Here is a 24775-nt window from a genome sequence, read left to right as displayed (position 1 = left end):
ATATTAAATAATTGATTAGGTGTGAATTACTAATGTAAGGATTTAGAAATGAAAAATGAAAAATAATATTTTTTTTTGAATGAAGTAGGTTTAAGTTGGATTATGTATTAGAAAGTCTATTACATCTTGAACCTACTTCGATAAAAAAAACTATTTTCGAGCGAATCAAAAAAGTAAGGATGAGTCCTTTGCGAAAAACATTGAAACGCAGGTATACTATTTCGAACAGAAAGCTTCTTCTTATACTTTATGGTATACTCATTTTTATTCACTTTATTCTTAAGGATACTATATATCCTATCAATATTATATATTATGCATGTCCTGTGCTATTTCTACTGATCAAAAATTTAGTGCTATGTGTATTGTTTTTTAGGGAGAAAAAGATATTGTACTCTTTAATCGGGTGTTTTTTATGTGTATCGTTGTATTGGTTTGCTACCTACTATAAGACACAATCACCACCAGAACTTTCTGATAAAGATAAGAGTATATTGTTTTGGAATATTGCAAGAAAGGGAGAACGATCGATGGATATTATTATCAAAAAAACAAAGGAACAAAAACCGTCTTTTATAGCATTGGTAGAAGCCGAAGAGTTGACCGATAAGGATGTGATGTGGTTTAAAAATACATTTCCATCATATAGTATTCAAAAACTGAAGGGAGGGATGGTACTAGCAGTAAAAGGAGAGATAGATGATGTCGGGTATCATTGTAAAGACGAGAGTTTTAAGTTTAATTATATTACTGTTACTCTTGCAAATCAAAAAACATCAATACTGGTTGCAGATGTTAATGCAGTACCTTTTATGAATAGAAAATCGGCATTACATGCGATCTATGAATTCACAATAAAAAATAATCCGTCTTTTATTGTAGGAGATTTTAATACACCTTATGAAAGTGTACATTTTGGTGATTTTAAAGATAGCCTGAATAGTTTTCATAAGGTTTCTAAAGGATTCACAGCAACATGGCCATATGGTATTCCTTTATTCGAAATAGATCAAATATGGAGTGCTAAAGCGATTAGACCGGTTTTTCTGAAAAAAGAATATTATAGCATATCAGATCATGCGCTTTTAATTGGAGTATATAAATAAACAGGATAGATTGGTGTAATGATTTAGAAATGAAAAATGAAACCTATGTTTTTTATGTCTCTCATTATTGTCTAATCTAGTGACAGAGGAGTTTGAAATCTAACATTACTTCATTTTTTATTCTTCTTATTTATGTAGATTGGATTCATAAATTAACATCTCTAATATTCTTATCATGACTAAATCTTGATTTTTTTTAGTAGATTTATGCCTGTTAATTCTGAAATCTATGAACGAATTTTTTGAAGGTATGTCAACCTTCGAGCAAGCATATTGGATTATAGCAATATTAGGTTCTATTATATTCCTGATTATTTTTGCTTTGACCTTTATTGGAGCTAGTGATGTGGATATGGAAGCAGATATTTCTGATATTGATGCAGATGATGGAGGTGTAGGTTTTCAATTTTTCACATTTAAAAATGTAATTGCTTTTTTTACCATTTTTGGTTGGACGGGTATTTTATGTGTTGATAACGAATTATCTACTATTGTTACAATCTTTATTTCTTCTTTTGCAGGATTACTAATGATGGTGCTAACCTCTCTTTTGTTTTTCTGGATGCATAAAATGGCTGAATCTGGTACATTGAAAATTAAAAATGCTATTGGAGCAATTGGCGAAGTATATTTACCAATTGGAGCAAATCGGTCGAGTATAGGAAAAATTCAGATTAAAGTACAAGGTAGTTTACGAGAATTAGAAGCAGTAACAGATTCTGAAGAAATTTTGAAAACTTCTACTATAGTAAAAGTTGTTGAAATTATAGGCTCAGAATTACTATTGGTCGAAAAATTATCTAACTAAAAATTTTAAATAAAATACGAATGAATATATTTTCATTATTTGCTGAAGCTGGAGTTACTGGTATATATTTAGTAGCAGCAGTTATATTAATTTTTGTTGTTTTTATGTTCTCTATGTTCAGAAGGTACAAGCGTTGTCCTTCTGATAAAGTGTTGGTGGTTTATGGAAAAACTGGCGGGGAGAGTTCTTCTAAATGTATTCATGGAGGAGCGGCATTTATATGGCCTATAATTCAGGATTATTCGTTTCTGGATTTAACTCCGATTTCGATAGAAGTAAATCTAATTAATGCATTGAGTAAACAAAATATTCGCGTAAATGTACCTTCTAGATTTACTATTGGTATTTCTACAGAACCTACTATAATGCAAAATGCAGCAGAACGTTTATTGGGACTAAGCTTAGATGCTGTTCAAGAATTAGCACAAGAAATTATTTTTGGTCAGCTACGATTGGTTGTTGCATCCATGGATATTGAAGAAATTAATACAGATAGAGATAAGTTCTTATCACATATTACTCATAGTGTTGAAGCAGAATTGAAGAAAGTAGGTTTAAAACTAATTAATGTAAATATTACAGATATACATGACGAGTCTGGATATATCGAAGCCTTAGGAAAAGAAGCTGCAGCAAAAGCTATTAATGATGCTATTATTTCTGTAGCTCAAAAAGATAGAGATGGGGCAATAGGACAAGCAGAAGCTGTTCAAGACCAAAGAGTTCAAGTTGCTGCGGCAAATGCAAAAGCGGTTGAAGGTGAAAATACAGCAAAGATTCAGGTTGCTAATTCTGATGCAGATAGGAGAGCTCGTGAAGCAGAAGCAGAGAGAATAGCTAATGCTTCAGAAAAAGTACAATCGGCAAAAGCATTAGAAGAAGCCTATGCAGCTGAGAAAATAGCTGAAGATGCTAGAGCAAAACGTAAAGAAGCAGAGCAAGGCGCAGATATCATTGTCCCTGCACAAATTGATAAGAAAAAAATTGAAATTGATGCAGAGGCAGAGGCAGAACAAATTAGACGAATTGCAAAAGGAGAGGCGGATGCAATTTTTATGAAAAAAGAAGCTGAAGCAAAAGGGATGTATGAAATTTTAACTAAACAAGCAGAAGGGTTAGATCGTATTGTGAAAGCTGCAGGAAATGATCCTAAAGAAGCAGTGTTATTATTGATAGCGGATAAATTACCCGAGCTAGTTAAAACACAAGCAGAAGCAATTAAAAATATTAAAATAGATAAAATTACCGTTTGGGAAAATGGTAATGGAGAAGACGGCAAAACTTCGACCTCCAACTTTATTTCAGGGATGTATAAGGCAGTACCACCTTTACAAGAAATGTTTAATATGGCAGGGATGCAATTGCCTAATTACTTAAAAGGAGAAGAGAAAGAAAATCTGGATTCTGAAATAAAAAAAGATACTAATGCCAAGGACAAGGAATAAAGATGTTTCATTTCTCATACTTATAGTGACCAATAATCTTATAATCAAATAGACAATCTGCTACTACTTGTCCGCCACCAATATTATGAACGATTAAATAACGCTGTTGGTCGCTAGATTTTTTGTTTACTACCAAACCAATATGGGTTAATCCTCCTCCCAGACTCCAACATACAATATCACCAGGGATATACTCTTTTGGGGTATTAGTTATTGGTTTTGTTTTTCCAAATCTTGAAAAAAACTTCATTAGATTAGGTACCCTTCTGTGATCAATATTTTTATCGGTTTTAGACAATCCCCAGTTTTTGGGGTATAGCCCAAAATTAGCACGCATATCTTCATGTACTTCTTTCTGTAAATCAATATCTAAAATTCTATAAGCTCTAATAACTACATCTGTACACACTCCTTTGTCACCAGGGACATCACCATTTGGATAGTCGATAGAGAAATAGGCAGGGTCGTATGTAACTTTGTTTTTGGTTAATGCTAAGGCAGCATCAGACAATTGCTCTTTAAAATCGGTTTGCCCAAAATTAAATTGAACAAAAAGCATGAAAAGACATAAAAAAAGTATACGATATTTTGTAATCATAAATTAGCTCTTATAAGTTGTATATCATATATAGTGATGTAAATAGTTCTAATTTAACGGCACTTAATATTTAGATGTACTTCTGTGAATTGATCCCAAATCTGATGATTCTTTTCTTGGGGAGATAAATAAAACCAAATTAAATAGTTCTCTTTTACTGGACAGTATTCACTTTTAATTTTAGCATTCAGAACAATTATTCCTTTTTTAAAAAACTCATCATACAATTCTATTGAACCTTCAAATGTATTTTTATCAGTCTGATGAAAGGAAGATTGAGTTTTAGGAATTTTTTTAAAGAAATTAAAGTTAGTGATTGCTCCAGTATTCATAAGCCCATCGAAGTATATATTCACTATGTTTTCTAAATCTGAAGCGTTTAAATTCGGGTCTTCATTAATCATCCATAAAAAAACATATGAAAAATAATCCTCACTATCTTTTTCACCCCACCCCGGTGCAAATCGAATATGTTCTTCACCTTCATATTCTATATCTCCAGCAAATATTAATGGAAACTCCAGAACTTCACTACGCCAATTGTTTTGTGCTTCAAGAACATTCTCTATAGTGTTGTGTAAACGAAAATAAAGGTACCCTCCTCCAATTGCAATAATGACTATTAATGCAAGTAATATTTTAAACAATCGTTTTAACATCTAGTATCTATCGGTTTACTTGATTATTAACAACACAGAGTGCTATGTTTGCACTTAGAATTTTAATCTTTTGATTAGAAAGATACAAAATCATCGAATGCTTTTTACAAAATCACTAATGTTATCTGTTCCATTATGGGTTAAATGTTTTATGAAAGCAGAGCCAATGATAGCACCTTTAGCTGTTTTTGTTGCCTGCTTAAATGTTTCATTATTACTGATTCCAAAACCAACGATTTGTGGGTTTTTTAGATTCAAAGCTTCGATACGTTCAAAATACTGCTGTTGTGTATCACCAAATGTACTTTTGGCTCCGGTGGTACTGGCAGAGCTTACCATATAGATAAACCCATTAGATACATCATCTATAAATCGAATACGCTCATCTGAAGTTTGCGGAGTAATTAGAAACACATTGATCAAGCCATATTTTTCAAAAGTTTCCTGGTAGTTTTCGTGATATTCATTAACAGGTAGATCGGGAATAATTAATCCGTCGATACCTATTTCCTGGCACTTAGCACAAAAATCTTCTATGCCGTACTGCATCATAGGATTAAAATATCCCATAATGATTAAGGGAATGCTAACCGATTTACGAATGTCTTTTAACTGCTCAAATAGAAGTTGAGTAGTCATACCATTTTTAAGAGCTGCGGTCGAACTCTCTTGTATCGTTGGCCCATCTGCCAAAGGATCACTAAAGGGTAATCCGATTTCGATCATATCTACTCCATGATGTTCTAGATCTTGTATGATTTTTATAGTATCATGAAGTGATGGATATCCAGCTGTAAAATATATAGATAGTAATTTTTTATCTTGCTTCAATGCTGTATGTATTCTGTTCATTTTTTAGTATTGAGTATTGAGTAGTTAATAATTTGTGCCCATTACAATGTACGTACTACTGAATTATTATAATTTAAAATAGTTTATGTAGGTGTCAAGATCTTTGTCACCACGACCAGAAAGACTTATGACAACAATATCTTCGGGTCTAAATTTTTTATCATTAAAAATTGCCAAGGCATGTGAGGATTCTATTGCAGGAATAATCCCTTCTAACTGCGATAGTTCTAATCCCGCAGCCATGGCATCATCATCGGTTACAGAATAAAACTCTCCGCGTGCGGTTTTATATAGATGAGAATGTAATGGTCCAACACCAGGATAATCCAGTCCTGCAGAAATAGAATAAGGTTCTGTAATTTGCCCATCTGGGGTTTGCATTAGCAAGGTTTTGCACCCGTGAATAATTCCTTCTTTTCCTAATTGAGAGGTAGCGGCACTCTCGCCACTATGTACTCCTTTTCCGGCAGCTTCTACAGCAATAATTCCAACACTTGGTTCTTCTAAAAAATGATAATATGTCCCTGCAGCATTACTACCACCACCAATACAGGCTACTACATAATCAGGATGCTCTCTACCTTCTTTTTCTTTTAACTGCCACTTGATTTCTTCTGAGATTATAGATTGAAACCGTGTTACCATATCTGGATAAGGATGAGGTCCTATAGCAGAGCCAATAATATAATGTGTGTCGACAGGGTTATTGATCCAGTCTCGTATCGCTTCGTTGGTGGCATCTTTAAGAGTTTTACTTCCTGATTTAGCAGGTCTTACCTCTGCACCAAGCATTTTCATTCGGGCTACATTGGGTGCTTGTCGTTTAATATCAATCTCACCCATATAGACAATACATTTAATACCCATAAGTGCACATACTGTTGCTGTAGCTACCCCGTGTTGTCCTGCCCCTGTTTCTGCAATGATTCTGTTTTTACCTAATCGTTTTGCCACAAGAATTTGCCCAATCGTATTATTTACTTTATGTGCACCGGTATGATTTAGATCTTCGCGTTTAAGGTATACTTTGGTATTGTGTTTTTCTGAAAGACGTTTAGCAAAATACAAAGGAGAAGGTCTACCCACGTAGTCTTTTAATAATTGATCAAACTCTTTTTTGAAAGAAGGTTCGTTCATAATATCGAGATAGGTAGTTCGTAATTCTTCGACATTAGGATAAAGCATTTCGGGTATATATGCTCCTCCAAAATCTCCATAATATCCTTTTTCGTTTACTTGATAATTCATTTTTTATTGTTTTTGGTTGTCATTACGTTTATGTCGGAATAACAAGCTTTATAAATTTTTCGAGATTTTCTGCTTTTTTTAACCCTGGTTTGCTTTCGAATTTGCTATTTACATCAATAGCGTGTAAATATTTAGATTCGGGGCTCTCGCGAAAAGATAAAAGGTCTTTTATTTCATCGAGTCCAATACCACCACTTAAAATAAATGGGGTAGAAGAGGGGTATCCTTTTAAGACACTCCAATCAAAAGTATATCCATTACCTCCCTTTTCTTTTCCTTTGGTATCAAAGAGAAAATAATCTACAATACCTTCATAGGGTTGTAAACGGTCAAAATCAAACTCATCTTTGATCGAAAAGACTTTCCATACTTCGACAGGCTTAGTGTGCCCAGTCAATGATGATTTTAAGTTTTGACAATATGTTGCGGGTTCGTTTCCGTGCAATTGAATAGCTTTGAAGTCATATTGCTTTACGTTCTCTACAATAAAATCTATAGAAGCGTCTACAAATACCCCTACTTTTTTAATTGTCGAGGGTAGTTTTGGAATTTCTCCTTCAAAATTTCTGGGAGAGTTTTCATAGAAAATAAAACCAAGATAGTCTGGTTTTAGCACTGCAACAGCTTCTATGTTTTCATGATATTTCATCCCGCAGACTTTCAGTTTCATTTCTTTAGGTCTTTTATGAATTCTACAGCACTGGCTCCGGGGTTTTCGGTTTTCATAAAGTTTTCACCGATAAGAAAACCTTTATATCCATATTGCTTTAGGTCTTTTATTGCTTCAATAGTACTAATGCCACTTTCTGAAACTTTTACAAAATCATCGGGAATTTGAGTACTTAGTGTTTTACTAATATCTGTACTTACCTCGAATGTTTTTAGATTTCGATTATTTACGCCCAGCATATCCAAAGATGGCATGATTGATTTTTGTAATTCATCCTGGTTATGAACTTCTAATAATACATCGAGAGATAAGCTTTTAGCAAACTGGGATAAAGATTTGATCTCATCGCGTGATAAAACGGCTGCGATTAATAAGATGACATCGGCTCCATGAGCTTTGGCTTCTACTAATTGATATTCGTCGATGATAAATTCTTTACGTAGCAAGGGCATTTGTACCGTGGCTCTGGCGAGTAAAAGATCTTCCAGCGATCCTCCGAAATACTTACCGTCGGATAAAACCGACATCCCACAAGCTCCTGCATTTTCATACCCCTGTGCTACATCTTGTACGCTTACGGTTTGATTAATCACAGATTTTGAAGGGGATCTACGCTTGTGTTCTGCAATGATACCAGTATCACTATTCTGTAAAGTTTTGACTAATGAGTTTGTTTGACGGTCAAACAAAACAGAGTTCTCTAATTGTTTGATAGGAATTAAACTTTTTTTGAGTTCAACTTCTTTATATTTATCTGCTATTATTTTATCTAGTATGTTCATTTATGGTTGATGGTTGTTTGTTGGCTACATTCATTTTAGTACTTTATTTTTTTAGTGAGGCATATAATAAATGTTGTGCTTACTAAACAATATTTAGTTTTCTTTCTTTTTTTAGTTCATCATTCATTAGTAATCGAACAGATTCAAAATAATCGGTTTCGAATGTAATTGCCGTGATATCATCTGTTAAAAAATCGTAATCGTAGTTTTTTTCGATACTACCATCAGAATTTACCAAATCAATGTTAAATATGTTTTCTTTTGTTTGGTTCAATTTTCCGTAAAATATTTCTGCTTCATTGTCTTGAAATTCGAAGACTCCATGTTTTTTCTCAGACCATTGAAGTATTTCAAGTGTGTTCCCGAATTTAAACCCATCTGGCACATCTGTTTTAATATTTTTGAGTTTTAAAACCCTCGAAATCTTACCTTCTTTTGTTTTAGATTTTCTCTTTTTTACAGCTTTTTTTCTATACAATTTAAATCCGTCAATCACATAGTCTACGGGTATATGTTTAACCAAAATCCAATCTTCATTTTCGCTAATAAGTAGCCCGGTTTCTTTCTCTTTCCAACCTGCGATTTTATATGTTTCGACTTTCATTTTATTACATTGAATTTCTTTGATGCATTTATAAATCCCAGCAGAAGTACTGGAGTGATAAATTATTTTAATTCTTACTTAATTCCTGAACTTTTTTTAGTGCTATTAATCCTTTTCCAGAACGTAGTGATTCTTTTGCTTTTTCGAATCCTTGTTTTGGTTCGAGACCTTCTACAGTGGCGATAGCCATTCCTGCATTGGCACAGACTACGTTATTTTGAGCTTCGGTACCATTACCACTTAAGATATTCATAAATATAGCAGCAGATGCTTCGATAGAATCTCCTCCGTAAATATCTTCTTGTTTCAGTATTGGCACCCCAAAATCTAATGGTGAAAGCATTCCTTCGGTTGTATTAGAAATTGTTTTTGTGTTTCCGGTTAGCGAAATCTCATCGTATCCATCCAGCGCATGGATAATGGTGAATTTTTTATCTGTATTTTGATACAAATACCCATACATCCTTGCTAATTCCAGATTAAAAACTCCTACGATTTGATTTTTTGGAAATGCTGGATTTACCATTGGTCCAAGCATATTAAAAAACGTTTTTACTCCTAATTCTCTACGTATCGGAGCAACATTTTTCATTGCAGGATGAAATAATGGGGCATGCAATACACAAATCCCTGCTTCATCGATACTACGTTTTAAAAAGTCTTTATCATTACTAAACTTAATCCCCAAATGCTCCATTACATTAGAACTACCACATGTTGAAGAAACTCCGTAATTACCGTGTTTGGTGACTTTAATTCCTGCTCCTGCCGAGACAAAAGAAGAAAGTGTTGATATATTGAAAGTGTCTTTACCATCACCACCGGTACCACAAAGATCTACGGGATTATACTCGCTAAGGTCTATTGCGATACAAAGCTCTAGTAAGGCATCTCTAAACCCTTCTAATTCTTCGATTGTAATGCTACGCATCATATATACGGTAAGAAATGAAGCAATCTGACTTTGATTATATTCTCCTTTAGAGATATTAACCAAAACACTTTTGGCTTCTTCTTTAGAGATGGTTTCGTGATTGATTAATCGGTTGAGTAAGTTTTTCATAAGCCTTTTACTCTGGCATTTGCTTTCTAAACAGGAAAACAAGCTTGTATAGAGTAGTATTTAAGTTAGTATATTTTATCTTTACGTATTAATTATTAACCCAGTTTTCTAATATCCTTTTTCCATCGGGAGTTAATACAGATTCTGGATGAAATTGCACTCCTCGAACGTCTAATTCTTTATGACGCAGGGACATGATTTGTCCGTTTTTATCATATGAAGTCACTTGCAGGCAATCGGGTAAATCTTTATCTGCTACTACCCAGGAGTGATATCTCCCTACATCAAAATTGGTATCAAGCCCTTCGAAAAGAGGTTCATCTGTAACCGATAATGTTACATTGGTTGCCACACCGTGATAGACCTCGTTGAGGTTGGTGATGCTACCGCCAAAAACTTCTCCTATCGCTTGTTGCCCCAGGCAAACTCCAAAGATACTTTTGGTATCTGCATATTTACGGATAATGTCTTTTAGTAATCCCGCTTCATCTGGGATTCCAGGACCGGGAGACAATAAGATTTTTTGAAATGCATCTACATCCTCTAATCGTAATTGATCATTACGTTTTACGACCACCTCACAACCAAGATCTTCTAGATAATGAACCAGATTGTATACGAATGAGTCGTAATTGTCTATTACTAATATTTTTGTATTCATTGTTTTTTTAGTTTCTAAGTTTTATAGAAGCAAAGTTGGCTATATAATCAATTTTGTACTTCCGAGTTTTATATTTTACATTTCAAAGTTTTAACTTCTGACTTCTGACTTCTGACTTCTGACTTCTTTTCAGGGTTTTACACTTTGTTACTTTATCTCTTTATTGCTTTTTTGTGTTAGGGATAGCAGCTGGCTACCTTGTAGCGCGAATAGCCCGACCCCGAGTAATTGGGGAAACACCCTTATATTTCTTCTGCAAGTTTTAATGCTTTTGTTAATGCGCCTAATTTATTATATACTTCTTGTAATTCGTTTTCTTCATTTGATTCGTTAACTAATCCGGCTCCTGCTTGCCAGTGTAATTTGTGATTTTTACTTAGAAATGTACGAATCATGATGGCATGATTAAAGTTTCCCGAAAAATCCATAAAACCAATTGCTCCCCCATAGAAATCGCGATTTACGTTTTCATATTTTTCTATAAGCTGCATGGCCATGTGTTTTGGTGCACCACTTAGTGTGCCTGCCGGAAACGTATCTCCTACTATTTGCATAGTAGAGGTGTCTTTGTGCTTTTTACTGGTAACTTTACTAACCAAATGGATCACATGAGAATAAAACTGAACTTCTCTATAGGTCTCTACGGTAACATGATTTCCGTTTCTGCTTAAGTCATTACGGGCCAGGTCTACCAGCATCACGTGTTCTGCATTTTCTTTTTCATCTACAGATAGTTTTTTTGCTAATTCTGCATCTTGCTCATCATTACCTGTACGTTTAAAAGTTCCTGCAATGGGATGAATCTCTGCAGTATCACCTTTTACGACTAGTTGTGCCTCTGGAGAACTACCAAATATTTTAAAATCACCATAATCAAAGTAAAACAGGTAGGGCGAAGGGTTAACACTACGTAATGCTCTGTAGACATTAAATTCATCTCCTTTAAATTTTTGTGAAAAACGTTTGGATAGTACTAATTGGAATACATCTCCACGATGACAATGTTTTTTGGCAAGAGAAACATGCTCTTTATATTGTTCGTCGTTAAGATTAGAGGTAGTATCACCAACTGTAGTGAAATTATAGGAGGCAAAATTTTTGACTTTAAGTAAGGATTCTATTTCGGTAATATTACTTTCTGATTCATAACAATGAGCAAAAATATAGGCTTCATTGGTAAAATTACTGATGGCAATAATGTTTTGATATACTGTGTATTGTATGTCGGGGATATGTAAACCATCTTCTTTTTTAGAAATAGAGATATCCTCAAAATATCGAACCGCATCATAAGAGATATAACCAAAAAGGCCATTGTTAATGAATTTGAACTTACTTTTTGAGGTTACAAATTTCTTGCCGAATTGCTCAACAACTTCAGCAATATTAGTAGAATCAGTAATAGGTGTTTCCTCGATACTCTTATCGGGAAAGGATTGGTAAATAGTTTCGTTTTCTACTTTGATATTAGCGATTGGGTTACAGCAGATGTAGGAAAAGCTATTTTCACTACCTCTGTAATCGTTGTTTTCTAATAATAAGCTATTAGGAAAACGATCTCTAATTTTTAGATAAACACTTACTGGAGTAAATGTATCTGCCAGAATTTGTTTGAAATGTGTGGTTAATTTATAATTCATTTTGCGTTTTTAATTTTTAAATACAATCTCTGTTTAGGGAACAAAAAAAAGGCTTGTCGTGATTCGACAAGCCTTTGATATGTTTACTTAACACAATGATAGGATCTATCTCACGACGTTTTCGTTTTGAGATGACCACCACCAATTATTTGTTAAGATTGTTTTCATTTTTTATTTATTGGGTCAAATATATAAATTAATTATAATTAAGAACAATAAAAAATTACATTTTTAAACTTACAGCTAATTCAAATTCATCGCTGATCGCTTTATCACCTAAATTATCAAAGAAACTTCCTGATCCATATTTGATGTCATACTTTGTTCTGTCGACTTTAAGTGTCGTTGATGCAGTACCTCCATTTACGGCTAGAATAAATTTGATAGGATTTGTTTTTCCTTTAATGGTAAGATCTCCGGCTATTGTATAACCTTTATCTGTTTTTTTTGTTTTTTTAACCACTAATTTTGCATTTTTATGATTTGCTATTCCAAAGAAATCATCAGAACTTAAGTGTCCTTCTAGTTTTTCTTTTCCTTTTCCAGCTTCAAGATCAGTAACGGCAAGTGAGGTCATATCTACTACAAATTCACCTCCTGTAATGTTATCGCCATCAAATACTAAAAAACCTTCTGATAGATTTAGTGTTCCTGTATGAGATCCTGTAACTTTTTTACCTGTCCAGTTAATTGTACTTTCTGAAGTTTTGATTTCTTTTTTTTGAGCAAAAGTAGATGTTGTTGCAACTACTGCAATGGCTAAGAATAATAATTTAAGTCTAGTTTTCATGATTGTTTAAAAATTAATAGTTATTGTTATTTATGAGTTAGAATATCGAAGTTTATTTAATAATTCATTTAATTGGATCAAATCTTCTTTAGAAAAATTTGAAGTAACACTGTTTTCAAATTCATCCATTATAGGACTTACTTTATCCAAAAATTTTTTTCCCTGCTCTGTAATGGTGATTTCAACTTTTCTTCGATTAGATTCGCAGATTGCACGTTTTACATAGCCTTTGTTAATAAGCTTATCTACCAATCGAGTTGTATTACTCATTTTGGTAACCATTCTTTTCTGTATAGTAGAGAGGTTAGCAGGTTTTTCTTTTTGTCCTTTTAAGATTCGTAGTACATTAAATTGTTGAAGAGAAATATCAAACGCTTTTAATTCGATATTGATTTTGTCCATTATCCAGTTTTCCGTATATAATAAATTTATTACGATTTTTTTAGGTAGCGGAAGTTCAATTTCTGTTTTTATGATCTTTTCTATATTCAATTGTATCTACAATATTTGTCTATACAAATGTATGCTAATTTTTATTTCAAAAATTGTAAAATGTTATTAATTCTTTGTTAAAATCAAGTTTTGAGATCAGGTTTAATAGTATTATTGTGATTTAGAAAAGTATCGTTATTGAGTTAAACAATTGTGAAAAATTCTGAAAATATTTAGATAAAATATAGAAACCTTGTTAATTTTCTTTTACGTAATTAATGGTTTTGATACATTAGTATGATGTCGAGATTAATTTTATATACCGTATTTATTGTGCTTTTTGCTAACTGCAAAGGAGAGCAACAGACTGTGGCTCTTGATGCAACAGACGTTTTCGAAAGTAAAGGTGTAGAAATACCTGTATATGATTTTGAAAGCTTTAGGCCATTATTAAATATTAATGACGGAAAAGTAAGAGTGATTAATTTTTGGGCTACCTGGTGTAAACCATGTGTGGCCGAGTTACCTTATTTTGAGTTGATCAACAGTAGGTATCCTAAAGATAAAGTTGAGGTGATTTTGGTAAGTCTGGATTTGCCGAGTCAAGTAGAAGGTAAGTTAATTCCATTTGTTAAAAAACAAAAAATTGGAAGTAAGGTCATATTACTAGATGATCCAGATGCAAATAGTTGGATTCCTGAAGTTAGTACTGAATGGTCGGGCTCTATTCCGGCAACAGTAATATATAAAGATGGAAATAGTAATTTTTATGAAAGATCTTTTACCTATAATGAATTAGAAAAAGAGCTTAAAAAAATGCTTTAAGCATCTATATGAACCAAAGAGTAATAAAAAAATAAACCAATGAAAACTTTAAAGATTCTGGTTGGAGTAGCTTTTGTAATAGCAATAAGTGCATTTGCATTGGATAAAGTATCTAGTGCTAAAATTGATAAAGGATATTCGATTGGAGATGTTGCTACAGATTTTAAACTTAAAAATGTAGACAATTCATTAGTGTCCTTAGAAGACTATAAAGACGCCAAAGGATTTATTGTGGTTTTTACATGTAATCATTGTCCGTACTCGGTGGCTTACGAAGATAGAATTATAGTACTGGATGCTACTTTTAAAACAAAGGGATATCCTGTTGTAGCTATAAACCCTAATAACCCAAAGGCCTATCCAGATGATAGTTTTGATAATATGCAAATAAGAGCCAAAGATAAAGGGTTTACTTTTCCGTATTTGTTTGATGATGGACAAAAAATATACCCTCAGTATGGAGCTACAAAAACTCCGCATGTTTATGTTCTGGAGAAAACACCCCAAGGTAATATTGTTCGGTATATAGGGGCTATTGATAATAATTATAAAGATGCATCGGCAGCCGATCAGAAATATGTCGAAGATGCTGTAAATGCTTTATTAAAAGGAGAAAAAGTTCCTGTAGAAGTTACAAAAGCTATAGGTTGTAGCATTAAAGCATAATATTTTTCTAATTTTTAATAAATTGAAGGTATAGTTTTACTACAATTAATGAACTACTCTTTATATTTGTAAGGAATAAAAAACAAAAGTCCAATTTTAGTAGAACACATTTTATAATGGCAGAAGATATCACCCAAGAAGAATGGCAAGAACAAATTGCTAATGACAATAATGCAGTAATTTTAGATGTAAGAACAGAAGAAGAAGTAGAGGATGGTTACATCCCTAATATGCTTAATGTAGATATTCGTCAGGGACAAGGTTTTCTTGATGAAATAGGAAAACTAGATAAAACCAAAAATTATTATGTATACTGCCGTTCTGGTGCACGTAGTGCTCAAGCATGTATGTTAATGAATCAAATGGGATTCGAGACTACATATAATTTGGTAGGTGGTTTTATGAATTGGGAAGGCGAAATCGCAGAAGAGTAGTATACAACTTTATGAAGATCAAATCATTTTTAGTAGTCTTTTTTATTGCTTCAGTATTGCTTAATTGTAAACAGGCTGAAGAAGATTCTGTAGTAGAAGTAATTACTGTTGAAGAAATGGATGAACTATTAGAGATGGGTAAAGTACAACTTATTGATGTAAGAACACCAGGAGAGTATGCCCAGGGATATATTGAAGGAGCCGTAAATATTGATTTTAGAGATGAAAATTTTGAAGATCTAATTTCTAAAATTGATAAAACAAAACCTGTAATTGTATATTGCGCTCGTGGAGGAAGAAGTAATAAATGCTCTAACTATATGAAAAAGGCTGGATTTACTAAAATCTATGATCTCGATGGTGGTATTACCGAATGGAAGTTTAAAAAGAAAAAAGTAATCAAATAAATTCCATTCTTTTATACTGATCTAAAAGTTATACATTAGAGATGTTGTATTAAAAAGCGAGCCCTTTATAGAAAGTGTCATTAACCAATCTTGCACTACCTAATAATATTGCTTTTTCCTGAAGTTCGCTTTTGTGTATTTTTACAATACAATCTTGAGCATTTATTTTTTTCTCTAGCTCATTAGCAAAAAAGGGCCATGCTTTAGCAATGTTGCCTCCGATAACTATTGCTTCTGCATTGTAAGATTTTAACCAGGGACTTAAAAATTCAGCTAGATTTTCTGAAAACTCATTAAAAACTTGTTGTACTGCAACATCATTTTCTAAGGAAGCTTCCGTAAGTTCTTTAACATTATCAATTGTTGTATCTGTAATCTCTTTATATCTTTTAATAAACCACCGAGTAGAGAAATAATCATCTGCAATCCCATCTTTATATGGGATGTGGTACAGCTCTCCATCTTTAGGAATTCCATCTCCAGAAAGGATCGGAAGTCCATGAAACAAAAAAGAAGCCCCAAAACCAGCACCCAATATTATCCCTAATCCTCTTCGGATTGATTTAAGCTTACCTTTCCATACCTCACCAATACCAAAACAAGCAGCATCATTGTAAAATCGTATCGGGATATCATCAGATAATTGCAATTTTTTCTTCAATATTTCTTTAATATTTGTGCAAAAAAGAGATGTATATTTTTGTTTCATTTTGAAAGCAAAAATTCCATTATAATAATCGAATGGCCCGGGTATAGCAATACCAATTCCTTCTAGAGGGTCATCTGCAAGAGTATCTATAACTTTCTGTATTGCAAATAACCATCGCTCTAATATTTCATCAGCTTCAGCGGTATTATCTACAGTAATAGAAACTAGATTAGCTTCTGATAATTTGTTTGTTTTGGTGTCTATTCCGGCTACAGTAATATAATTACCTCCAATATCTACTCCTAATATCATTTGTTATATATAGTCTATTTAAGTAATACTAACTAAAAAATAGTTAGTCGTTAAAATTACAATTTAAAATAGTTTTTGCTTTGATTATTATTAATTATTCTTCTTTCTGTAAATTGTATCGCATAGCAAACCCCAAGTCAAAGCCTTGGGGTCTCTTTTATTTTTTTACTAAGGTATAGTATCCACCTTGCCTTTTTAATTCTTATATAAAATTTGACAAAATACGGTATACCTTATATAGATATTTAATGCTATAAAAAAAACTTATAATACATGTTATTCTATAGTCTTTGGAGTGCTTTGCATTTCAAAAATAATCTCTCCACCATTTATAATATCATTATGGGAAAGAGTAGTGTTATTGATTACTCTACCATTTACCGTAACCTGATTTACATAGATGTTATCTTTACTTTGGTTTTTTGCTATGATTGTTAGATCCTTTCCGTTTTCCAGATGTAGTACAGCCTCTTTAACCAGTGGGCTCCCTATTGCATAATTGGGGGATCCTGGTGTAACGGGGTAAAACCCTAAACTACTAAATATATACCATGCACTCATTTGCCCAGCATCATCATTACCACACAACCCATCTACTGTAGGGCCATACATAGTATTCATGATCATACGAACACGTTCCTGGGTTTTGTGTGGTTTCCCTGTCCAGTTATATAAATAAGGGATATGATGACCTGGTTCATTACCATGTACATAATTACCTATAATTCCGTCTCGAGTTATGTCTTCGTGCTTTTCTATATACTTGTCTTCTAATTTCATGGTAAACAAAGAATCCAGATGTTGACTAAATTGTTCGTTTCCTCCCATCATTTTTACCATTTTTTCTAGTTGATGAGGTACATATAAACCATAATTCCATGCGTTTCCTTCAATAAACCCTTGCCCGTGCGTATCTAAAGGGTCAAATTCTTCCCTGAATTTACCATTAGATAATTTAGGACGCATGTATCCAATTTTTGGATCATATACATTATTATAATACTCTGATCTATTTAGAAATTGATCTGTAGTTTTCTTATCTCCTGTACTATTTGCAATCTGTGCAATACACCAATCATTATAAGCTAATTCTAATGTTTTAGAAACCGAAGAGTGGCTTTTGTCATCGGGGACATATTGATATTTGATATACTCTCCTAAGCCATCAAAATATGGTACGTTGGCAGTGCTTACTGATGCAGAAAGAGCTTTGTTTTTGTCAAAATCTCCAACGTTTTTGGTGATAGCATCTGCTATTACAGAAGTTGCGTGGTAGCCTATCATACACCAGTTTTCATTAGCATAATGACTCCAGATCGGTAACATATGATGTACACTTTGTTCTTGATGAGCAAGCATTGATTTGATCATGTCATTATTACGACTGGGTTGTGTAATATTAAACAAAGGATGTAAGGCTCTATACGTATCCCACAGCGAGAAAATCGAGTAGTTTGTAAAATTTTCGGAAGTATGTATGTTTTGATCCAATCCAAGATAACTACCATCTACATCTTCATAAATAATTGGACTAAGCATAGTGTGATATAAGGCGCTATAAAAAGTGGTTTTGTCTGCTTCGGTAATTGTTTTTACTTCTATTTTTGATAATTCATTATTCCATTTATTCTCGGTTTTCTGTTTCGTTTTCTCAAAATCCCAACCTGGCAATTCAGACTGTAGATTTTTTAATGCTCCGTTAGTACTAACAGAGGATAATGCAAATTTGATATTGATTTTTTCGTTGGTTTTTGTGTCAAAATTAAAATATGCTCGAATGTCTTTCCCTGCCATTTCAGGAAAATTTTCCTGTTGCTCAAAACGACGATAGAACCCATCGTATTTTACAGTATCGTATTTTTTGTGCCCATAACTACTAAAAGGCTTAGAGAACTGCATGGCAAAAAATACTTTTTTGGTTCTTGCCCATCCTTTGGTTTGACGATACCCGGTTACTAAAGAATCATTTTCTACTCGTAAGAATGTCCATACGTTTTTATCATCATGATGATAAACATTATAAACTAAATCCAAAATAATATGTGCGTCTTTTGTTTCTGGGAACGTATATTGATGAAATCCTACGCGTTCTGTAGCGGTAAGCTCTGCCGTAATATTATAGTCCTTTAGCTTTACTCTATAGTACCCCGGTGAAGCATACTCGTGATCATGAGAGAACGTAGAATAAAACCCTTTAGAACCATCAGCTGTTTTTAAGGGGTCGAGTACTAAATTCCCTGTTGTTGGCATTACCAAAAAATCTCCTAGATCAGAGTGTCCCGTACCACTTAAATTGGTGTGAGAAAAACCTATTATGGTAGAGTCTCTGTGTTGATAGCCAGCACAATATTCATAAGTTTCTCTGTTATAACTACCATCCTCATTAAACATTACTTCAAAATTCGTTTGAGGACTTAGCTGTACCATTCCGAATGGTGCTGTTGCTCCCGGATAAGTATGCCCCATTTTGCTAGTACCAATAAATGGATTGACATATTTTGTAAAACCTGTCTTTTTGATAGTTTTTGGTACAGAATCCTCGGCTACAGGACTTGTAGAATCTTTCTTACATGAAGAAAAGCAAAGTATCGCTGCTATTATAATTGATAGATGTTTCATTACGATATGATTTTTATGTTCACTTTTAATAAAAGTTTTAGCTTTTAAAATTTTAGTATAGAGTGATGAGAGTTTATTTTTTACGTGTTAAACATTAGCTTTTCTTCTACCATAAAGGACTATATAAATATAGCAGATTAAAACAAGGATCAGTGCGGTCTTAAACCCTGTTTGATCAGAAAGTAATCCAAATAGGGGAGGGATTATTGCGCCACCAACGATCATAGTACATAAAACACCAGATGCTTGTGGTTTTAGGTCATCTAATCCTTCTATAGATAAAGAAAATATAGTTGGGAACATAATAGAGTTAAATAGTCCTACTGCCAGAATACTCCACATCGCTATAAAACCTGCTGTTGACATAGATATTAGAATCAGTAGAATAGCTCCAATAGCAAAGAAACTTAAAACCTTTGCAGGTTTTATAATTTTGGTTAGATGTGCTCCTATAAACCGACCAATCATAGCACCACTCCAATAAAAAGTAACAAAAGCACCTACTATTGCTTTATTATCTAGTGTTTGGCTATCTGATCCCAAAATCCCTTCAGAAATACTCCTCATAAATGTGCTCTCCTTGATTAGAGAAGCAAGGTTCATATCTAAAAAATAATTGATTAGATAGCTACCTATCGCAACTTCGGCACCAACATATACAAATATTCCAATAGCTCCCATCACCAAAGATTTATTTTGTAAAACTTTTACATACCCACCTTTTGGGCTGCTTTTTATTAACTTAGGAAGTTTGATAAATATAAATATAAAGGCCAGGATGGCTACAAATATGGCGATTCCTATGAAAGGAGATTGGACCGCAGCGGCCTCAGAAATATAATAGTTTTCTTTATCTAAGGTATTTAAAGCAGCAATTTCCTGAGGGTTTTTAACTTTGTCACTTAAAATAAACATAGCTCCAATAGCCGGAGCAATAGTAGTACCTAAAGAATTAAAGGCCTGAGATAAGTTAAGTCTGCTCGAAGCACCTTCTTCAGAGCCTAATACAGCTACATATGGATTAGCAGCGACTTGTAGAATAGTAATCCCACTTGCTACTACAAAATATGCTAACATAAAAATACTAAATTCGCGATACGATGCTGCAGGATAAAATAATAAACATCCTGTTGCCAAGGTTAACAGACCTAATATAATCCCTTTTTTATATCCAATTTTAGATAGAATAAACCCAGAAGGGATTGATAATAAAAAATAGGCTCCAAAAAACGCAAATTGAACTAATCCAGCTTGAAAGTAATTTAAAGTAAAAACTTCCCGAAGTCTCGGGATTAGAGAGTCGACGAGTACTGTTATAAACCCCCATAAAAAGAATAAGGAAGTTAAAAATATAAAAGCACTTTTATATGTTGTACTGTTTTTCAAAATAGTGTTTTTTTAGATTATAATTTGTTTTATCTTTTAATATTGTTGGTTACTATAATTTAATTTTTTGCCAATATGCTCGGTTTATACAACTCTAAAAACAGAGACTCTCATAAAATATATTGTTAACCAGACGTGCTCCACCTAGTAAAATAGCTTTTTCTTTTAATTCACTTTGGTATATTTTGGTGGTACATCCCTGATTTTTTAGTTCTGTATTTAGGTTCTCTGCAAAAGAATTCCAAGCTTTAGATATATTTCCTCCTATTACAACAGCATCTGCGTTATACTCTTTTAACCAGGGAGACAGGAAGGTGGCTAAATTTCTAGAAAATTCATTAAATATTTGATCTGTATACGGATTGGAGTTAGCATCAGTAATTAGATCTTTTACTCCACGTATCGTAATCCCTGTTGCTTCCTTATACTTTTTGATAAACCATCGGGTAGAGAAATACTCATCTGCTATTCCATTTTTAAAAGGAATATTGTATAGTTCACCATTTTCGGGAACACCATCTCCAGAAAGTATAGGGAGTCCTTGTAATAAAAAGGTAGCTCCGAAACCGGTACCTAAAGTTATGGCTAGTGCTTTTTCGGTAGACTTAAGTTTTCCTTTCCAGAATTCTCCTATACCAAAACAGGCTGCGTCATTATAAAATCGTAGTGGCATAGTGTCTGATAGTGCTAATCGTTTACTAATTATTTCTTTAATATTTATACCAAAAAGAGAAGTGAATTTATTCTTCATTTTATAGGCAAAAACTCCTTGATGATAGTCAAAAGGGCCTGGTAATGCAATGCATATTCCCTTAAGAGGCTCATTATCAAGAGCGTCTATGCTCTTTTGTAAAGCATAAATCCATTGATCAATAATTTCACTTGCTTGGGCGGTGCTGTCTACTTTTATTGAAATTAAATTAGAATCTGGTATTTTGTGGTTTTTGGTATCAATGCGGGCTACAGTAATATGGCTACCTCCTATATCTACTCCTAATATCATTTTTTATTCTATGTTTTTGTTTGTTAGTTGTTACTTATGTTGCCAACGGTTAAGTTTACTTTTATTATCTTTTCGAAAGTTATGGATTAGATTTGTTTTTATTTTGATCAATGATATGATAAAGATGAGAAGTGTTAATTTCTATTTTCTCAAAATCAGGACCACTCCATAATGCTTTTAGACCGATATTATCTGAACATTGAAAATACCGTATAGTAAATTCATGTAGTCCCTTAGATAAAATGATATCGTTTTTTTGAATAAAACTAAATGATTTTCTTCCATCACTTTCAAATAATTCTTTGCCGTCAATTAGTAGTTGGGCACCATCATTTGCTGCAATTTCAAAATTATATACACCATTTTTTGGGATATTGATAAATCCATCAAATTCGAAACCTATCCATTCATCCCGTAAACGGGATTCTATATTGATAGTTGAGACTTCTCCTTTTTGTATAGGATCTTCTTGTAGAAAATCGTAAACAGATCGAAAAATACCTTCATAATATTTATATGAAAGCCCGTTTTTAAGTTTGATTTTTAATTTCTTCGGGTCTATACTCTCTAGTTTCTCTAGAAATAATGTTGTTGTATAACTAGATATTAAATCATTTTTGAAAGCTTTAATTTTTAGTTCTGTAGATTTTTTTATCTCGAAAGGAGAGTTATATCGTATACTATTTTCTGTGGGTTCACTACCGTCAATTGTATAATATATATTGGCATTTTCTGTATCACAATCTAAAACGATTGTTTTGGTGTCTAAAAATGTGGTGTGATCAGATTTCAGATAAGGTATATGTACTGTTTTTTTTGTATCTGATAGTGGTCTGTTTGATGGGTCAATACCCCAATCTTTATTGGGAATATCTGTCATTTCAAAAACTAATTCTCCTCCTTTTAGAATATCTTCGTGTTTTAGATATGTGTTAGGATACTCTTTGCCATTAAGTTTCAAGGATGAAAAATGGATATTTTTTTCACTGGCATTATGAGCCAGTATTGTAAAAGTTTTTCCGTTATCGAGATGAATTTCGGCCTTTTCAAAAGATGGACTTCCAATAACATATTCTGAAGCCCCCGGTGTAACAGAGTAAAACCCTAAACTGCTCAATACATACCATGCAGACATTTGTCCGCAATCATCATTTCCGCAGAGCCCATCGGGTTCAGAGGTATACATTTCATTTAATATTTTATGAATAGTTTGCTGTGATTTCCAGGGCTTACCGGCATAGTTGTATAAGTAAGCGAGGTGATGGCTGGGTTCGTTTCCATGAGAATATTGACCTAGCAACCCAGAAACATCAGAATCTTTGCTAATTTCTTCATCAAAATTTTTAGAGAAAAGGTTGTCTAGCCATTGATTAAAATTAGTGTCACCACCAACTAAATCAATAATGCTTGCTATATCATGAGGAACAAACAGGCTGTATTGATATGAGTTCCCTTCGGTGAAATTAAAATTATACGTTTTTTCGACAGATGTAGGATTAAAATCTTCGTACCATTTTCGGTTAGAATATCGAGGTCTCATAAAGCCTGTTTGCTGATCATATAGATTAACAAAAAATTGAGCTCTTCGAGAGTATTCATTGTAGATATCTGTTTTGTTTAATGCTTTAGCCATTTGCGCAATACACCAGTCATCATATGCATATTCTAACGTTTTGGAAACGGATTGACTGCTTTTGTTTGAAGGTACAAAACCTAATTCGGTATAGTAGTTAATACCTCTTTTTTTTACATTAGAACTTTCTATCATAGCGGTTAATACTTTTTCGGCGTTTACATCGGTTATTCCTTTTAAGTATGCATCTGCCATAACCGAAACCCCGTGATACCCTATCATACACCTCGTATCATTTGCTGCCAATTCCCACATGGGGATTTCACCATATTGTTCGTGTTTTTTTTGTAAGGTAACAACAATATCTCGGGTTACATCTGGCTCTATAATTGTTAATAATGGGTGCAGACCTCTAAATGTGTCCCAAAGAGAGAAAACCGTATAATTATTAAACCCTTTTGCAGTATGTATGTTGTCATCCATTCCCCGGTATTGACCATCAATGTCGTTATATAAGTTAGGGGTCAAAAGACTATGATATAAAGAAGTATAGAATATTTCTTTTTTATCTTCGTTGCTATCGGATATTGCTATTTTACTTAACGAAGTATTCCAGGTTTTTTTTGCTTCTTTTCTAATCTCATTAAAGTTCCAATGTGGTAATTCTTTTTTTAGGTTTTTCCTGGCACCATCAATACTTACTGCAGATAATGCTACTTTCGCAATAACCTGATCTCCAGAACTGTCAAAATTAAGAGCTGCTATTATTTTCTTGTTGCTAAATTTGATGCCGGTAGTTACTGTTTTTTCTCCAGTAAGAATTTGATAGGATGTGATAGGTTTTGAAAATTGTGCAACAAAATACTGACGTTGGTTGCCGGCCCATGCTTTTGACCTTCGATACCCTGCAATTTCTGTTTTACTGATGATTTCGAACTCTGCTTCTATTACCGGATCGCGATGTTCTAGGTCAATAATGATACTGGTTTTTTCTGATTTAGGATATGAATATCTGTGTACTCCAACTCGTTTTGTTGTGGTTAGTTCTGTTTTTATATTGTAGTCATCCAGCACAACTGAATAATACCCAGGTTCGGCAAACTCATTTTTGTGATTATATCTAGAACGATATCCTGTATCTGGATTTTCTGGAGTTCCTGCCTTAAATTGTACTTCTCCTGTTGTAGGCATGAATAGAATATCACCTAAATCAGGAACTCCTGTTCCCGATAGGTGCGTATGGGTAAACCCTATAATTGAAGTATCTGTATAATCATATCCTGCACAGGCAGGCCAACTAGTATGATCATTTCTGGTATCAGGACTTAATTGTACCATCCCGAAAGGAAGCATAGGGCCAGGAAATGTATGTCCAGGTGATTTTGTTCCGATAAAAACATCTACGTAATCTGCCGGCTTTTTTACTTCTTTTTTATTTGTACAATGAATGCCTAATCCTGCAATCATAAGGGTTAAGAGTATTCTTCTAAGCATAAACAATTTCATAATTCATTTATTTTGAACTTTGTGGTTGAATTACATT

The 24775-nt window shown here is 33.4% G+C and carries 24 protein-coding genes; 7 read left to right on the top strand and 17 right to left on the bottom strand.

All coding sequences use genetic code 11. The annotated features are described in order from the left end of the window. The first annotated feature begins 179 nt into the window (after positions 1–179). From NNH57_RS09405 to NNH57_RS09395, 3 genes are all read left to right on the top strand, one after another. The gene (locus tag NNH57_RS09405; protein ID WP_132065824.1) at positions 180–1106 is read left to right on the top strand and encodes an endonuclease/exonuclease/phosphatase family protein; all 927 of its coding nucleotides are present in this window, start codon (positions 180–182) and stop codon (positions 1104–1106) included. A gap of 229 nt (positions 1107–1335) precedes the next feature. Next, on the top strand, positions 1336–1914 hold the full coding sequence (locus NNH57_RS09400; protein WP_074408843.1) for a hypothetical protein: 579 nt from the start codon (positions 1336–1338) through the stop codon (positions 1912–1914). A gap of 104 nt (positions 1915–2018) precedes the next feature. Next, the gene (locus NNH57_RS09395; protein ID WP_373419398.1) at positions 2019–3359 is read left to right on the top strand and encodes a flotillin family protein; all 1341 of its coding nucleotides are present in this window, start codon (positions 2019–2021) and stop codon (positions 3357–3359) included. 7 nt (positions 3360–3366) lie between these two features. On the opposite strand, the gene NNH57_RS09390 is transcribed toward NNH57_RS09395, so the two are convergent. From NNH57_RS09390 to NNH57_RS09335, 12 genes are all read right to left on the bottom strand, one after another. Continuing rightward, the gene (locus NNH57_RS09390; RefSeq protein ID WP_408608252.1) at positions 3367–3957 is read right to left on the bottom strand and encodes a DUF1287 domain-containing protein; all 591 of its coding nucleotides are present in this window, start codon (positions 3955–3957) and stop codon (positions 3367–3369) included. 53 nt (positions 3958–4010) lie between these two features. Beyond that, entirely contained in the window at positions 4011–4616 is a 606-nt protein-coding gene (locus NNH57_RS09385) for a hypothetical protein (RefSeq protein ID WP_108807778.1), read from the bottom strand. 90 nt (positions 4617–4706) lie between these two features. Continuing rightward, positions 4707–5468 carry a tryptophan synthase subunit alpha gene (gene trpA / locus NNH57_RS09380; RefSeq protein WP_074408839.1) on the bottom strand — a complete coding sequence of 254 codons (762 nt, stop codon included), beginning with the start codon at positions 5466–5468 and terminating at the stop codon, positions 4707–4709. A 66-nt stretch (positions 5469–5534) separates the two neighbouring features. After that, positions 5535–6716 carry a tryptophan synthase subunit beta gene (gene trpB / locus NNH57_RS09375; RefSeq protein WP_074408838.1) on the bottom strand — a complete coding sequence of 394 codons (1182 nt, stop codon included), beginning with the start codon at positions 6714–6716 and terminating at the stop codon, positions 5535–5537. Between the two features lie 28 nt (positions 6717–6744). Next, positions 6745–7386, bottom strand: coding sequence for a phosphoribosylanthranilate isomerase (locus tag NNH57_RS09370; RefSeq protein ID WP_234423365.1), 642 nt, complete (start codon positions 7384–7386; stop codon positions 6745–6747). Next, a complete protein-coding gene (gene trpC / locus NNH57_RS09365) occupies positions 7383–8168 on the bottom strand; it encodes an indole-3-glycerol phosphate synthase TrpC (RefSeq protein ID WP_074408836.1) in 786 nt (261 codons plus the stop codon). The genes NNH57_RS09370 and trpC overlap by 4 nt, the downstream gene beginning before the upstream one ends. Before the next feature lie 82 nt (positions 8169–8250). Continuing rightward, entirely contained in the window at positions 8251–8772 is a 522-nt protein-coding gene (locus NNH57_RS09360; protein ID WP_074408835.1) for a hypothetical protein, read from the bottom strand. 67 nt (positions 8773–8839) lie between these two features. Beyond that, entirely contained in the window at positions 8840–9835 is a 996-nt protein-coding gene (gene trpD, locus NNH57_RS09355; RefSeq protein WP_108807779.1) for an anthranilate phosphoribosyltransferase, read from the bottom strand. 88 nt (positions 9836–9923) lie between these two features. Then, positions 9924–10496: an anthranilate synthase component II gene (locus NNH57_RS09350; RefSeq protein WP_074408833.1), complete on the bottom strand. Its 573-nt coding sequence runs from the start codon at positions 10494–10496 to the stop codon at positions 9924–9926. A 242-nt stretch (positions 10497–10738) separates the two neighbouring features. Next, positions 10739–12136, bottom strand: coding sequence for an anthranilate synthase component I family protein (locus NNH57_RS09345; protein ID WP_108807780.1), 1398 nt, complete (start codon positions 12134–12136; stop codon positions 10739–10741). 223 nt (positions 12137–12359) lie between these two features. Next, on the bottom strand, positions 12360–12926 hold the full coding sequence (locus NNH57_RS09340) for a YceI family protein (protein ID WP_074408831.1): 567 nt from the start codon (positions 12924–12926) through the stop codon (positions 12360–12362). 30 nt (positions 12927–12956) lie between these two features. Next, positions 12957–13328, bottom strand: coding sequence for a MarR family winged helix-turn-helix transcriptional regulator (locus tag NNH57_RS09335; RefSeq protein ID WP_328515239.1), 372 nt, complete (start codon positions 13326–13328; stop codon positions 12957–12959). Between the two features lie 327 nt (positions 13329–13655). Here NNH57_RS09335 and NNH57_RS09330 point away from each other — a divergent pair, with 327 nt between their 5' ends. The 4 genes from NNH57_RS09330 (at position 13656) to NNH57_RS09315 (ending at position 15690) form a co-directional block, all read left to right on the top strand. Continuing rightward, positions 13656–14183, top strand: a complete 528-nt coding sequence (locus tag NNH57_RS09330; protein ID WP_243721249.1) for a TlpA disulfide reductase family protein — start codon at positions 13656–13658, stop codon at positions 14181–14183. A gap of 39 nt (positions 14184–14222) precedes the next feature. After that, entirely contained in the window at positions 14223–14849 is a 627-nt protein-coding gene (locus NNH57_RS09325; RefSeq protein WP_108807782.1) for a thioredoxin family protein, read from the top strand. Positions 14850–14965: 116 nt separating this feature from the next. Then, entirely contained in the window at positions 14966–15283 is a 318-nt protein-coding gene (locus tag NNH57_RS09320; protein WP_074408827.1) for a rhodanese-like domain-containing protein, read from the top strand. Between the two features lie 11 nt (positions 15284–15294). Continuing rightward, positions 15295–15690, top strand: a complete 396-nt coding sequence (locus NNH57_RS09315; protein WP_074408826.1) for a rhodanese-like domain-containing protein — start codon at positions 15295–15297, stop codon at positions 15688–15690. A 49-nt stretch (positions 15691–15739) separates the two neighbouring features. Here NNH57_RS09315 and NNH57_RS09310 read toward each other — a convergent pair whose 3' ends face one another. From NNH57_RS09310 to NNH57_RS09290, 5 genes are all read right to left on the bottom strand, one after another. Further along, the gene (locus tag NNH57_RS09310; protein ID WP_074408825.1) at positions 15740–16651 is read right to left on the bottom strand and encodes an ROK family protein; all 912 of its coding nucleotides are present in this window, start codon (positions 16649–16651) and stop codon (positions 15740–15742) included. A 276-nt stretch (positions 16652–16927) separates the two neighbouring features. Next, positions 16928–19270, bottom strand: a complete 2343-nt coding sequence (locus tag NNH57_RS09305) for a GH92 family glycosyl hydrolase (protein WP_074408824.1) — start codon at positions 19268–19270, stop codon at positions 16928–16930. A gap of 87 nt (positions 19271–19357) precedes the next feature. Next, positions 19358–20656 carry a sugar MFS transporter gene (locus NNH57_RS09300; RefSeq protein WP_074408823.1) on the bottom strand — a complete coding sequence of 433 codons (1299 nt, stop codon included), beginning with the start codon at positions 20654–20656 and terminating at the stop codon, positions 19358–19360. A 94-nt stretch (positions 20657–20750) separates the two neighbouring features. Next, the gene (locus NNH57_RS09295) at positions 20751–21659 is read right to left on the bottom strand and encodes an ROK family protein (protein ID WP_074408822.1); all 909 of its coding nucleotides are present in this window, start codon (positions 21657–21659) and stop codon (positions 20751–20753) included. 79 nt (positions 21660–21738) lie between these two features. Then, on the bottom strand, positions 21739–24738 hold the full coding sequence (locus NNH57_RS09290; RefSeq protein ID WP_108807783.1) for a GH92 family glycosyl hydrolase: 3000 nt from the start codon (positions 24736–24738) through the stop codon (positions 21739–21741). Positions 24739–24775: the final 37 nt, after the last annotated feature.

It is taken from the genome of Aquimarina spinulae (genome assembly GCF_943373825.1).
Taxonomy (GTDB): Bacteria; Bacteroidota; Bacteroidia; order Flavobacteriales; family Flavobacteriaceae; genus Aquimarina; species Aquimarina spinulae.
This window is presented reverse-complemented; position numbering and strand designations above follow the sequence as displayed.